Genomic DNA, 14,371 nt, shown 5'->3' on the forward strand with positions numbered 1-14,371 from the left:
TATGTGTTTCTTGTTTTTATTCTTGCTTGTTTCTTGTATAGAGGGCAGCCTCCAATCGGCGCACAAGGTTCCGTTTCTTGGTTTCGGGCGCATATACAAAGGCTTCTGTCACTACTATGCGATTGCCTTTAGGCTGCCAATAGGCTACGAAAGCACCGCCCATGGCGTCGTTCTTCATTTCCCAAAGCCCCCGTACCGTAACGGAGTTGCCCCGTCCGCGTGTTACTGAAGCGATGGAAGCGGTTCGCATGTACATTCCTCTCTGCTCTCCGAGAATGTTTCTTCGCATCACACTGTCGCGCTGATGGCGGAAATCGCCCTTGCCAATGCTGTACAGACAGATATTAACCATACCTGACGGTGCATTGTTCGACAGCCAAAGGAAGTCCTTCCCAACTCTGCTGGCAGTTAAATCGGCAGGCACTCGCATAGCAATGCCAAACATCTTGCGTATCGTTGCTTCTGCCTTTGCATTCGGTTGCTTCGCTATATCCGCCTGCGTGCGGTGCAGTTCAACCTTCGTAAGGTAGTTTCGCAACGTTTGCCCCTGCTTTTCCAAGAATGCTTTCAGCTTCGGCAACGACGGAGCGGCAACGGTTACGATAACCTGTGGCTGTGCATACACGTTCTGCCTACTGCTTATGCTCACGCCTTTTTGACGTTGATTGATGGACAGCACAACTATGTTGCGCACCATTTTGCTATCGCCCTGCAACTTTTCGGACGCTATTTCCACCACGTCGAACGACGGTTCTGCCTGCGGTAGTCCCACTATCGGTGCCGAAAGCACGTTGTACAGAAGGCTGTCGCTATCGCCCACCACCACAACTTCGTAGGCTTTGCCGTAGCTTGCTGGGCGAAACATGCTGTTCTTGCAACTCGTCAGCAACAGCATTGCCACGAGTGCAACGAGCGAAAATAGCCTACGCACGTTCATCAGCAATCTTCTTTGCCGTGGAAAGCAAGCCGCAAGCTGCAAAAATATCTTGCCCACGACTGGCACGTATGGTTGTAAACACGCCATGCTGGGTGAGGTAATTGCGGAACTCCTCCATCTTCTTGTCGTCTACGCCGTGCAGCGGAACGTTGGGAATGGTGTGGAAGCGAATCAGGTTAATCCTGCAATCCAACCCCTTCAGCAACTTTATGATTTCCTTTGCGTGGCGTTCCGAATCGTTCACACCTTTGAAAACGATGTACTCGAACGACAAGCGGCGTTGGTGCGAGAAGTCGTAATTGCGCAACAACTCTACGATGTCGGCAATCGACATACCACGCTCGCCGGGCATAATCTCTGCCCGCTCGGCAGGAATGGGCGAGTGCATGCTTATTGCAACGTGGCAGTCGCTCTCTTCGAGAAACCGTTTCAGCTTGGTCTTCACACCGATTGAACTCACCGTAATGCGCTTTGGCGACCACGCATAACCATAGTCGGCAGTCATTATCTGCGTTGTTCGCAATACATTGTCATAGTTGTCCATCGGTTCGCCCTGTCCCATAAACACGATGTTGGTTAGCTTTTCGCGCTCGGGCAGCGAGTATATCTGGTTCAATATGTCGGTGGCAGAGAGGTTTCCCTCGAAGCCTTGCTTGCCTGTCTGACAGAAAAGGCAGTTCATTTTGCAGCCCACTTGCGACGAAACGCAGAGCGTGGCACGGTCGTCGTCGGGGATATACACCGACTCTACAAACTTTCCGTCGTCCGTTGGAAACAGATACTTGATGGTTCCGTCCTTCGAATACTGTGCGTCGATGTGCTTTTTGCAACCTATGGTGTAAGCCGCTTTCAGCTTTTCGCGATTGGCTTTCGACAGGTTTGTCATCTCGTCAATCGATGTTATATGCTGCGTATAGAGCCACTTTGCCATTTGTCCGCCCGTAAAGGCAGGCATACCGAGTTCCTTTGCAACCGTTTTCAGTTCCAAAAGGTTCATTCCCATAAGTGGTTTCCTTGCGACTTCCATATCTTGTTCTCTGTATATAGATGCTGCAAAGATAACGAAAAAATAAGGAATAACCACGTTTTTCTGTCGAATAATAGAGGAATTAGCGACAAGAAAACGTGGTTATTCTTTAGCGAAAGCAATGTTTTCTAAATCGAAGGCTTCGAAGTGCCGCGCTTGAAAAGCATAGTTTCGTTGCCCGTGCCGAAATATTTCAACACCAATTCGTTCTGATTTACATATTCTAAACAGTGAAGTTGCACTACACTGTGTCCTTTACCGTCTTCCTCAGATGTAGAAAGATACATCTCGCCATACTCTTCTTTCCAGCCTAAGTCCCATTTTCCTTTACTTATGGAATCTTCTTCTATTTCCCAATCACCATAAATTACTTCATCGCCTTTTTTAATACGCTTGCGAGTAAGAAACTTTTCATAGGTTTCTAACTTGCCTTTTTCCATAAAATTGTAGGCTATGTAGCAATATCTGGTGTCGCTTTGTTCTTCATAATACCATTGTCCCAACACTCTTTCATGGTAGAGTTTGCGCACGGCAATGGTCTTTTCTCCCTCTGGGGTAAGCTCTGGTTCTCTGTGGCACGACATCAGCGACATTGCCATAGCGCAGCAAGTCATAAATAAAAATACTACTTTCTTCATCGTTTAATTTCTTTTTATCATTTTTATATAGCTTATAACGAAAGCATAAACGCTTTATTGTGAAGCCCGAACAAGAAAAATACACACTTTTAGGTATTGCCAAAACACTGTGTTCTTTCTACTTTTGCCTTGTCATAATAAACTAAAAAACAAACAGGACAATGGAAACAAAACAACTTTCGAGCATACCTGAAACGATGCTGATAACGCTTTGGGCAAAGGCAACCGAAACGGAAGAGGGCAACGGACTGCTCCACGACGAAATAGCAAGACAGATTATCAGCAACATCGACTACGATTTCACGAAGTTCAAACACGGCAAACTCTCGCAAATAGGTTGCTGCATTCGTGCCAATCTGATAGACGAAGAGGCGAGAAACTTCCTCAACAAACACCCCGACGCCATAGTTATACAGCTTGGTGCAGGTCTTGACGCACGCTACCAGCGTATGGGCTGCCCGCAAGTTACGCAGTGGTTCGACCTCGACCTTGAGGAAGTAATCAACATAAGAGCGCATTTTATGCCCGAAACCGAAAAGAACAGCTACTTGAAAATGTCGATGTTCGACAGCCAATGGATAGAAAAGGTGAAGGCTTACCACAAGCCTGTGCTGATAATAATAGAAGGTGTGCTGATGTATTTTAAGCCCGAACAGGTTAAAAGTTTCTTCCAAATGGTTTGCGAACAGTTGGGCGAGGCTACCATCTTGTTCGATATGCTTGCCTTCTTCGCACTTAAACACAGCAAGCAGCACGAAACCGTGAAGAAAATAAACGGCAACGTACAGTTCCTGTGGTCGGAACTGAACACGAAAATAATGGAAACGTGGCACGACAAGCTGCACGTTGCCCACGAATACTATATGAGCGACTACGACCAAGGGCGTATACCGCTCGTCTTGCGCTTACTTTACAAGCTGCCTTTCTTCTACAAACGTTTCAATCAGCGCATTGTTCGGGTAGAAGTAAAATAATGGAAGAAAAGGCAAAATAGGTGTAAATATTTTTTATAAGTATATCTATTGCATAACACCCTTATTATCAGCGCATTGTAAAAACCGTTGTTTCGCATCACAAAAGCGGCTCTTTTGCACGGCAAAAGAGTGGTTTTTGGCGCACCAAACAATGGTTTTTGAGCCGCAAAACAGCCTCTATCGTTTTTCGTTAGAATTATCTTTACAAAATAAGAAGTGTGCTGCGTTATAGAAATCATAGGAGTCCTAAGTATCCTATGGCATCTAATAAAACAACTCATCGCGCCCTAACCTTCGCAAATTACCAATGAAATAGCGAGAAGATATGGGGCGAGATGAGTTGGACTATGGTGTTGCGAGGGGGTTATCCAAATGCAAAGTTGATGATGAAGAGGAGGGAAAGAATACAAAGTGTCCAGTTTAAGTCTTTCCAACGACCTGTACAGAGTTTCATAATGGCAAAAGACAGAATGCCAAGACAAATACCATCGGCAATGGAATAGCATAAAACCATCGTTATCATTGTTATGAAAGCAGGGAAAGCCTCGGTCATATCCTGCAGGTTTATCTTCTTTACAGAGTCGAGCATCAGCACACCTACCATGATAAGCGCACCACTTGTGGCTGCACTTGGTATGAGCAAGAAGATAGGAGAGAGGAACAAAGAGAGTAAGAACATACCGCCTACAACAAGCGAAGTTACACCCGAACGACCGCCTTCGGCTATTCCGCTTGCGCTTTCTATATAGGTAGAGATGGTAGAACTGCCGAGCATGGCTCCGCAAGTAGTACCAATGGCATCGCTCATCATCGCTTCGCTGACACGTGGAATGCTTCCGTCTTCGCGTACGATACCCGTTTTTTCAGCCAAACCCATCAGGGTTCCGATGGTATCGAAGATATTGACGATTAGCAATGAGAAGACAACGAGAACTGTTTTAAGGTTCAATAAGCCAGAAAAGTCGAACTTACAGAAGATGGGTGAAATGTCTTGAGGAGCAGAAACAGGCAGCCAATGGTCGGGAAACATTGTAACACCCATTGGAATACCAACAATTGTGGCAACAATAATGCCCCAGAACAGTGCACCTTTCACCTTGCGTGCCATAAGAATACCGCTAAGTAAGGTGGCGAAAATGCCCAATAGGCAAGGGGCAGTGAAAGCACCCAAGCCCACGAAAGTACCTTCTTTAGCAACAATTATTCCTGCATTTTTAAGACCAATGAAGGCAATGAACATACCGATACCTGCCGAAATGGCATAGCGTAGGTTGTTTGGAATGGCATTGAATATCATTTCCCGCACGTTGAAGAACGTTATCAAGATGAATACAATGCCCTCGATGAGCAGAATGGCGAGCGAGTTTTGCCACGAATAGCCCATTGCCTGGCAAAGCGTATAGGCAAAGAATGCGTTGAGTCCCATTGACGGGGCTTGTGCAAAAGGCAACTTTGCCATGAAAGCAAGTAGCAAGGTTGCAATAGCCGAAGCCAAAGCCGTTGCCGTAAATAGAGCACCTTGACTCATGCCGGTGGACATAAGGATTGACGGATTCACTGCCAGAATGTAGCTCATCGTGAGGAATGTCGTAACACCAGCTATCAGTTCGGTGCGCAACTTCATTGTTTTAGGGTCGAAACCTAAGGCTTTTTCCAAGATTTTCATAGGTCTTTAAAGTTTTTATTTTGATTATTATTTGTTGTCGTTCGTGTTCTTAAGCCAATTGTCTATCAGCATTCGGGCTATTGAAAGCTTCTCGGGCAAGGTGGGCAGATTGTCTTTTCTGAACCAGCTGCCCTTGCAAAGCTCGCTCCATTGCAAATGTATTTCGCCTCCGGCGTAGTCGGCGTTGTAGCCCACCATTACGCCACTGGGGTACGGCCACGGCTGCGAACCGAAGTAACGGAGATTGTCTATTCGTATTCCCGTCTCTTCCATAACCTCTCTGTGCACGGCTTCCTCGAAGGTTTCGCCTGTTTCCACGAAGCCTGCAACTAAGCCGTAGTGGTTGTCTTTAAAGTTATTGGCACGCACCAAGAGTACTTCATCGCCACGATGAACCAAGACAATGACGGCTGGCGATACCTGTGGCCACACCTCTTTGCCGCAGTTTGTGCAGCGTTTGGATATTCCGCTGTTCAGCTTCATCGGTGCTCCGCAAACGCCGCAGAAGCGTGTGTTCTGGTTCCAGTATAGCAGTTCGTGGCATTTTCCTGCTTTCAGATAAAACGCTTGCGGCAGTTTGTAATAGCTGTTGCGCAGTCCGCACATCTCGAACGAGGGGTTATCGGTCAGCGGCATGTCTATGTTCACCGCCTTAACGTCCGTTCCGTCGGGCATGAGGTCTATATCCAATACTTGCGACCATGCTTTCAGTGGGGCAGGACAGTGCTCTGATAAGGGGATAGTATAACCGTCGGCGGTCTTTTCCAATACGATGTCGGTCTTGCAAAATACAAACCAATATGACTTCATCTTCGTATTTTTTCCTTTCCTTGTTATGTCTTTGGCTTATTCTCCGAACAGTATTTTGCGGTCTCGGGCAGCAGCCTTGTCGGTCCATTCCGTAGGTACGAACTTCCAGTTATGATTGGGTTGTGGATTCAATGTTCCCGCTTTCTTGATTTCTTCCATAAGATAATGGCGTTGGTCGCGCTCGCTTCGCCATACAATGCGGCTCTTCAGCTGCTCTTGCGGAATGCCTGCGCCCTTGGTAAGGAGCTCTCCTCCGCCATTGCCGCGATAGCTGTTTACGGCTACCTTATAGTATTTTGTTTCGTCGAAAGGCTGTCCGTTGCTCATTCTTAGTATGTTTACCTTCTGCCCGTAAGGCTTTGTAACGTCCACTTCGTAGTCAATTCCTGCAGCAGAGTCGAAGTTGAACGAGAAGTTTTTAAAGCCCAAGCGTTGCGAATCGTCCCTTGTGTCTTCCGAAAGCAACAGCAAATGGTCGTCAGCCGACTTCATTGTGTTCACCCAAAGGTTATAGCTCATCTCCAAATAGTTCTTGATTTCCTTGCCTGTCAGCTTCATAATGTAGAGCTGGTTCTCGTATTTGTAAAGGCTGAACATATCGCCTACGGTGATTGCACCAGCTTTAATGGACGAGTTGAAGCCCAAAGGAGCATTGAAAGCAATATCTGCTTTCGTGATTTGAAGCTCTAAATTAAGGATTAAATCGTTGAAGGCAGAGTTGCCAAAGAAGCAGTCTTTCGTGCTGATGGTGTTTTCAAAGCGTCCGATTTCGGTGTTTGCCCAACCCTTTACTTCGTTTATTTCGTTCTCAAAATGCGCCATAAACGGCTCGTCTATTGCCAAATCAGTTACATTGACTACCTCTCCCGACTTCTTGATAACGTTGAAACGTTTGCCATTCTTCGCTTTTTCCTTTGCAGGCGATAAGGTTATGGTTGCCACAGCAACCTTTTGTGCATTGTTGGCAGGGTCGAGACACAACACTTCCTTGCCGCTCTTGTTGGTTACAGTTATATTGCGTGGCTTGTGGTCGTGGCCGAAAAACACCACGTCGAAGCCGTCTACCTCTTCCGCAACCCTCTTTGAAGCGTCCTCAACATAGTTGGGTGTCGTTATTCCACCGTCCCAACCAGAGTGGAAAAGTCCTACGACAACATCGGGGTGCTCGTTTGCCTGCAATGCTGCAACGGTCTTTTTTGCCGACGAAACTATGTCTTCGAAGTGCAGTCCCTTCCATAAACCCTCTTCCAACCAATTGGGAATGGCAGGCGTAAGCATACCTACGACAGCCACTTTCACGCCGTTTTTCTTCTTGATAATGGTGTAAGGCAGCACGTATGGCTTTTGTGTTTTCGTGTCAATGATGTTTGCTCCCACCACCGGACAGTTCAGTTCGCGTATCCATTTGTCGTAAACGGTGTGCCCAGTCTCTATATCGTGGTTGCCAACGCTCGATGCATCGTACTTCATAAAGTTCAATACGCTGGCAGCAATGTTTTCCTTTTGTGTCTGAATGTAGTTGTAGTAATAACTTATGGGTTGTCCTTGCAGAATGTCGCCGTTATCCAAAAGATACACATTTTCTGCGCCTTGCTTCTGTCGTAAATCCTTTATAAAGGTAGCAACCCTTGCCATTGACCCTGCTTTTGGCTTGCGCGTGATGAAGTCGTATGGGAAGAACGAACCGTGAACGTCCGATGTTTCTACCAATGTTATTGTTATATCCTTGTTTTGAGCCATTGCTCCAAAACTGCTTAATGCTAATGCCATAAATGCAAATAAAACTCTTTTCATATATATATGTTGTTAAAACGTGCTGCGGAAAAGTGCCGATAACGATGTTACAGCCTATCTTGCTTTAAACTTAAACGACGTGTAGCCCACTAATTTGTCGGTTCTTCCGCCTTGCTCACGATAGTAAACCAATGCCTGATAAGTGTTTTCGGTTTGATAGTAGCTGCCTTCCGTAGGCATGATTTCGGTTTTGCCGTTTTCGTTCAGTACAATGTATTGATAGCTGTAATAGCCCAATTTCAGTGGAATAACAGTCTGATAGCTTTTCGATTCTTCATCGTAAGCCATTTTATATTGCGGTAGAAATCTGTCATAAGTCCAATCGCCATTCACGTAAACATCGCCTTTGACAGGTTGCGGACAGCTTAACTGGAAGTGAACCTTCATATAGTCGCTTTCCGTATTTATGTGATAGTTGTTCGAATTGCGTATCAAGAACGCTCCGTTCGCATCTTCGTCGTACAGATAGTTTAGCCTTGGCAATGCGATAAAGGGATAAGCGTGGAAGTCTGAGCCGTCCCAACGTATGCGTTCGATGCCTGTTGAGGCTACATCGGTAGACAAAATCTCGAACTTCCTGTATTCGTTGCCTGCCCAGAATATGTAGTTGGCATTGTGGCTCCAGCGCAAACCGTCGCTCATAACATATTGCGGCTTTGCATTCCACCGTGCATTGTCCCACCGTTTGTTCTGCAACAGCACCGTCTTTATTTGTGCCTGCGGGTTCGTTACGTTGTAACTGTTGTACTTCAGTTCCATTTCCACCTGCTGGTGTGCCGTGTTTATGGTGGCATCGGTATTGGTTACGACGTTCAAACCTATGCCCATCGACTGCGTGAAAGGCTCTTTCACCATAAAGCAAACCTTTATGGCATCGTTGCCGTCGTCATCGTAAATTGTAAGCAGATAGTTTCCGGAAATCTTCGGACGGCATACTTCGTTCGGAATGCTGAGATGATAGTGCGTGTAAATGGTATTTGTAAGCAGCGATTGTTGTACATCGTCTATTGTGTTTCCGTTTGCAAACCCTTCCACATAGTCGCTTTCAAAGAGCGAAGTCGTTGGTCTCCAATCGGCTTCGCAATGTTCCAGCTTGTAGGAATAGCGATGATATTCGTGTGTCAGGTCGTCGAAATCGATGTCCAACATGCCGTTTCCCAATTCCATAATGGGCAGAGCGAGCCAGTCTTTGTTCGCCACGACTTGCAACGACCGTATGTTTTTGTTCAGTATTTCGTGGCGTTGCGCTACGGCAGCCATAGAAAACAGCAATGACAACAGCAGCAAGACAGTGTTTCTGCCCTTTCTCATACGCATATATCCTTTCCTTTAAGGTAACAGTTTCTTCAAGAACTCGTCGAGGTCTTCCTCTAAACCTGGCAACAACTCGTCTCCAGCGATAATCGTATCATCGTCTGCCACATAGAGTTCGGCAATGTTTTCTCCTTCTTCGTCCTCTAAAACCAAGCTATAAGGCTTCATGATGCCAAGCCCGTCTATAACATCTTTCAGGTTCAACGCCTCTGCACGGAGCAGTGCAGTAATGTTTTCGTTGAAATTGTTGTCGTTGTTTTCAATCCATTCTTCAACGACACAGCGTGTTATTTCTTCCCCTTCATCGTTGAAAGCCATAAGGTCTCCACTGAATTGCGACACCCTTAGATGAATGTCGGTCATGGTTGTTGGTGCTTCCGTAGTAGGAAATTTCTGCGCAATCTTCTTTAGAAAGCGTTCAATTTGTTGCTTGGTCTGTTCCATGATAAAAACATTTAAAGAACTTTTGAATGCTGTTTTAAACTATGGCAAAGTTAGTAAAACTTTTTATTTATAGGGGTACAATCGCACCTTTTTTAATAAATTAAACCACTTTTATAGCCTTAACTGCCAATTTCTCAGTATCTTTGCAGGCATAAAAACAGAAAACTCTCTCGTTCTTACCGTAAGAAACGAGAAAAAGTTACTTGCAAAACATTTATAAAAAGGTATGAAACAAACAATTTTAGTTACAGGTGGTACAGGATTTATAGGGTCGCATACGACCGTAGAACTGCAGGAAGCAGGCTACGATGTAGTAATAGCAGACAATCTTTCAAACTCTAAAATAGAAGTGCTCGACGGTATCGAGAAGATTACGGGCATACGACCTGCCTTTGAAAAGGTGAACCTCGAAGACAAGGAAGCTACCGAACGTGTATTCCAAAAATATCCCAACATAGAGGGCATTATCCATTTTGCCGCATCGAAAGCAGTGGGCGAAAGCGTTGAAAAGCCATTGATGTACTATCGTAACAATGTTGTTTCGCTCATCAACCTGTTGGAAATGATGCCTAAATACAACGTCAAGGGCTTTATTTTCTCAAGTTCCTGCACGGTCTACGGACAGCCAAAACCGGAAAATCTGCCCGTTACGGAAGATGCTCCACACCAGAAAGCCACATCGCCCTATGGCAATACGAAGGAGATAAACGAACAAATTATTTACGATTACATACACAGCGGCGCACCCATCAAGAGTATCGTGCTGCGCTATTTCAACCCGATTGGCGCACACCCAACGGCACATATCGGCGAATTGCCCAATGGCGTGCCCAACAATCTTATCCCTTACGTTACGCAAACAGCAATGGGAATACGCAAGCAACTCACCATTTTCGGCAACGATTACAACACCGAAGACGGCACTTGCATACGCGACTACATCTATGTGGTAGACCTTGCAAAAGCCCATGTAGCTGCTATGGCACGTGTATTGGACAAGGAAACCGACAAGATTGAATACTTCAACATTGGCACAGGCAGCGGAAACTCTACCCTCGAGATAGTAACCACCTTTGAAAAGGCTACGGGTGTAAAGGTGAACTGGAAGTTCGGACCTCGTCGTGAAGGCGATATCGAAAAGATTTGGGGCGACTGCACCAAAGCCAACACGGTGTTGGGCTGGAAAGCCGATACGCCATTGGAGGACGTACTCGCCTCAGCGTGGAAGTGGCAGCAGAAGCTTCGCGAAGACGGCGTAATGTAAACGCTGCCGAAAAGCTCTTCTGCAGGTTTGCTTCCGATGCGTGGTTGCTTCGGTATAACTATGAAAAAGTCGTTATTTATCGGTGGAAACGGTTTTAATTTGCTTGCTCAAGACAGGTGTAAAGCGACTCTTCAAAGAATAGATAATATAGTAAGAGTATAGATTTATCGCGTTCCTGACACCGACAAAGAAGCAGTCTTGCTTAGAAAATATAGTATTCCCAGAAATCTTGTGAACTTTAAAGGGAGATATAGAAAACAGTCTCGGTTTTGTAAAGATAATTCTCTTGAAAAATAATAGCGGCGGTTTCGTATCGTAAAAGCGGTTGTTTTGCATTGCCAAACAACCGCTTTTACGAAGTAAAACAGCCACTATCGGAATGCAACACAATAGATTTTGCAACAATATTGACAACAAGTAGGTTACAGAAAGTGCTGCCATCATTTTATAAGAAAATTATCTTTACAAAACTATAGCCATTTTTCTGCTGAATCATTCTATGTATGCTACGAATATACAGACGAGTCGTAGGTGTGGAATTCCTTCCGTTCTTCATCGCCACGTTACTTTCTCTTCGGCGTCAGGAACGTGATAAATCATGCCCCTACACGTACAATCCACTCTTTTTCGTGGCTTTTAGCACCTGCCATAAGTAATCAATGAGAAAGCCGTTTCCCTAATAAAGCTCTGCTGGACCGTCTTTGCACCGAAACAAAACAGAAAAGGTCGCAGCCCCGAAAGGTTGCGACCTTTTATTCCATGCATATGTTTTGATTATCCGAAGACGTGCAACTCGCCCACGAGGAACAAGAGTCCGTAGCCCAGTATGATGGAAATGAGACCGCAGGTAAGACCTGCTTTCAACATATCTTTCTGTTCTATCAAACCTGTAGAGTAAGCTATGGCATTTGGAGGAGTAGAGATTGGCAAGCACATAGCAGTAGAAGCGGCTATCGCCACACCGATAAGCACGGTGCTGGTGCCACCGATAACATCGAGCTTGTTGCCCATTGCACGGCAGACTACCGCCAAAATAGGCATCAGGAGAGCTGCTGTAGCAGTGTTGGAAATGAAGTTCGACAAGAAGTAACAGATAAGACCAGACACGATGAGAATGACAATAGGACTCCAACTGCCGAACGGAATGCTTTCAATGGCAACATCAGCCAATCCGGAACCGTTCATACCAAGACCAAGTGCAAAGCCTCCGGCTACCATCCAGATAACACTCCAGTCGATTTGCTGCAAGTCTTTCGCATTGATAACGCCTGTTATGGCGAAGATTCCCATCGGTATCATCGACACCGTGTTTGTGTTGATGCCTGTAACTTCCTTCGGAATAATCCAAAGCAAAATCGTTATGATGAAGGTGGCAATTACTACGTACATACGCCAACCACGGTGTATTTCACCCTTAATCTCCAATTCGATGGTTTTCTTGCTGAATGGGAAGAAGTAAAGAATTACGCGCCAGCAAATAAGAAGCAAGATAATGACAAGCGGACCCATGATGAGCATCCACTGACCGAAGCTGATTCCTAAGTTCAAACCATCGGGGTCGTTCAGGAATTTCATCGCAATCATATTCGGAGGAGTACCGATAGGCGTTCCGATACCGCCCAAGTTGGCAGCCAACGGAATAGACATTGTGAGTGCAATGCGTCCCTTTCCGTTTGCAGGCAACGATGCAAACACCGGTGCCAGGAACGTCAGCATAAGGGCAGCAGTCGCTGTATTTGAAATAAACATCGAGAAAATACCTGTTATGAATAGGAAACCGAGCAGCACATTCTCGCTCTTGTTTCCGAAAGGACGTATCATATTCTTAGCCAACAGCGTGTCGAGCCCCGACTTCGACGCAGCAATGGCAAGAATAAAACCAGCCAAGAACAACATAATAATAGGGTCGGCAAACGATGCCATAATATCTTTCGACTTCAACAGTTCCCCTATTCCATCGCCTTTGAACACATTGAACGAGTTCTCCGACACGGTTACACACATTATAGTCATAATAGCCAACGACGTTGCCCACGCGGGAATGCACTCGGTTAGCCAAGAAAGCGTTGCAAAAACAAAGATGGCAATGATACGTTGCTGCACAACGGTGAGTCCATCAATATCGAACACTGAGATGGGAAGGTTCCAGACTATGGCTGTTATCAGCACAATTCCTAAGAGCTGCCATACTTTCTTCATCTCGATGTGGGTAGACAGCGTGTTTAAATTACTCTCTGACATGATAAAAATCTACTTAAATTAATAATGATTGTTTATTATAGTTACTTAAATTGGCTACTAAATTACGAAAAAGTTTCTATTTTTACAAAAATCGAAACATTTTTTGTACTTTTGTCGAAAATATTCTTTCACTATGCGAAAATCATTGGTTCTATACCTCTTATTATTAAGCTTGTGCTTCGGTTGTGGCAACAACAAAGCCAAAATGGCGAATACCAATGCTCCAACAGACAGCACATTGATATTGAAATATGCCGAGAATATAAAAATGGAACGTACTCCCGACGGCATTAAGGTAACGCTTGCCAACCCTTGGAAAAAGGGAGAGACACTGCACACCTACTATTTGGTGGAAGATGCAAGCAAGGCCGACAAGCCTGCAAACGGCACTCTTGTGCAAATACCTATACGTCGAGGCGTCTTCTTTACTACAGCACACGCCAACCTAATGGAAATGTTGGGCGCACAAAAATCCATTGCCGGCGTTGCCGATGCGAAGTACATGCTGATACCCGACGTACAAAAACGACTTCAGATAAAGACGATTACCGATTGTGGCGACGGTATGAAGCCCGACATAGAGAAGATAATCGACATTAAACCCGACGGTTTGCTGCTCTCTCCGTTCGAGAACAGCGGTGGCTACGGCAAATTAGACGAACTTAAAATCCCTATTATCGAATGTGCGGAATATATGGAAACCTCTGCATTGGGGCGTGCCGAATGGATTAAATTCTATGGTATTCTGTTCGGTTGTCAGCAGTCTGCCGACTCATTATTCAAGGTAGTGGAAAGCAACTACCTTGCTTTGAAAGCCAAGGCAAAGAGTTCCAAGCAAACGCTTTCGGTGCTACCCGACCGCAAGACAGGCAGCGTGTGGTATATGCCGGGCGGCAAAAGCAGCGTGGGCTTGCTCTATAAAGATGCCAACGGCAAGTATGCTTTTGCCGACAACAACAAGAGCGGAAGTCTTGCACTGCCTTTTGAAACCGTGCTGGACAAAGCCGGGCAGGCTGACTTCTGGATTTTCAGCTACTACGGCGACTTCAATAAGCAGCAACTCCTATCCGAATACCAAGGCTACACGGCATTAAAGCCTTTCAAGACAGGCGAAATCTACGGCTGTCAGGTAGACAAAACACCCTATTTCGAGGAGGTTAGCTGGCGTCCGGACTGGCTTTTGTCAGACCTTATCCAACTCTTCCACCCCGATTTAAGGTCTGGTTCAATGCGTTACTACCACCGTTTATAAAGTCGGCAGA

The 14,371-nt window shown here is 45.6% G+C and carries 12 protein-coding genes; 3 read left to right on the forward strand and 9 right to left on the reverse strand.

Annotation, left to right across the window (positions count from 1 at the left end; translation table 11 throughout):
• Positions 1–16: 16 nt before the first annotated feature.
• The 3 genes from RDV52_RS06680 to RDV52_RS06690 all read right to left on the reverse strand — a co-directional run bounded on the left by RDV52_RS06680 (position 17) and on the right by RDV52_RS06690 (position 2,602).
• Positions 17–937, reverse strand: a complete 921-nt coding sequence (locus RDV52_RS06680; RefSeq protein ID WP_004366400.1) for a DUF4837 family protein — start codon at positions 935–937, stop codon at positions 17–19.
• A complete protein-coding gene (gene rlmN, locus RDV52_RS06685; RefSeq protein ID WP_040556828.1) occupies positions 924–1,964 on the reverse strand; it encodes a 23S rRNA (adenine(2503)-C(2))-methyltransferase RlmN in 1,041 nt (346 codons plus the stop codon). Before rlmN ends, RDV52_RS06680 begins: the two co-directional genes overlap by 14 nt.
• A 128-nt stretch (positions 1,965–2,092) precedes the next feature.
• Entirely contained in the window at positions 2,093–2,602 is a 510-nt protein-coding gene (locus RDV52_RS06690; RefSeq protein WP_004366398.1) for a hypothetical protein, read from the reverse strand.
• 161 nt (positions 2,603–2,763) lie between these two features.
• Here RDV52_RS06690 and RDV52_RS06695 point away from each other — a divergent pair, with 161 nt between their 5' ends.
• On the forward strand, positions 2,764–3,576 hold the full coding sequence (locus RDV52_RS06695) for a class I SAM-dependent methyltransferase (protein WP_004362095.1): 813 nt from the start codon (positions 2,764–2,766) through the stop codon (positions 3,574–3,576).
• A gap of 364 nt (positions 3,577–3,940) precedes the next feature.
• Here RDV52_RS06695 and RDV52_RS06700 read toward each other — a convergent pair whose 3' ends face one another.
• Genes RDV52_RS06700 through RDV52_RS06720 form a run of 5 tightly spaced genes read right to left on the reverse strand, consistent with a single transcriptional unit; the run spans position 3,941 to position 9,604 of the window.
• Positions 3,941–5,242, reverse strand: a complete 1,302-nt coding sequence (locus RDV52_RS06700; protein ID WP_004366397.1) for an NCS2 family permease — start codon at positions 5,240–5,242, stop codon at positions 3,941–3,943.
• Between the two features lie 27 nt (positions 5,243–5,269).
• Entirely contained in the window at positions 5,270–6,052 is a 783-nt protein-coding gene (nudC, locus tag RDV52_RS06705; RefSeq protein WP_004366396.1) for an NAD(+) diphosphatase, read from the reverse strand.
• A gap of 36 nt (positions 6,053–6,088) precedes the next feature.
• Complete coding sequence (locus RDV52_RS06710; RefSeq protein ID WP_004366395.1) at positions 6,089–7,846, reverse strand: bifunctional metallophosphatase/5'-nucleotidase; 1,758 nt, start codon at positions 7,844–7,846, stop codon at positions 6,089–6,091.
• Positions 7,847–7,900: 54 nt separating this feature from the next.
• Positions 7,901–9,157, reverse strand: coding sequence for a type IX secretion system plug protein (locus tag RDV52_RS06715; protein ID WP_004366394.1), 1,257 nt, complete (start codon positions 9,155–9,157; stop codon positions 7,901–7,903).
• Positions 9,158–9,175: 18 nt separating this feature from the next.
• Positions 9,176–9,604, reverse strand: coding sequence for a hypothetical protein (locus tag RDV52_RS06720; protein WP_004362089.1), 429 nt, complete (start codon positions 9,602–9,604; stop codon positions 9,176–9,178).
• 226 nt (positions 9,605–9,830) lie between these two features.
• Between RDV52_RS06720 and galE the strand changes: the two genes are divergently transcribed.
• Positions 9,831–10,868, forward strand: a complete 1,038-nt coding sequence (gene galE / locus RDV52_RS06725; protein WP_004366393.1) for a UDP-glucose 4-epimerase GalE — start codon at positions 9,831–9,833, stop codon at positions 10,866–10,868.
• A 774-nt stretch (positions 10,869–11,642) separates the two neighbouring features.
• Here galE and RDV52_RS06730 read toward each other — a convergent pair.
• Positions 11,643–13,109: an SLC13 family permease gene (locus RDV52_RS06730; RefSeq protein WP_004366390.1), complete on the reverse strand. Its 1,467-nt coding sequence runs from the start codon at positions 13,107–13,109 to the stop codon at positions 11,643–11,645.
• A 133-nt stretch (positions 13,110–13,242) separates the two neighbouring features.
• On the opposite strand from RDV52_RS06730, the gene RDV52_RS06735 reads away from it, so the two are divergent.
• Entirely contained in the window at positions 13,243–14,361 is a 1,119-nt protein-coding gene (locus RDV52_RS06735; RefSeq protein ID WP_172606450.1) for an ABC transporter substrate-binding protein, read from the forward strand.
• Positions 14,362–14,371: the final 10 nt, after the last annotated feature.

This window comes from Prevotella nigrescens, assembly GCF_031191185.1.
GTDB lineage: Bacteria > Bacteroidota > Bacteroidia > Bacteroidales > Bacteroidaceae > Prevotella > Prevotella nigrescens.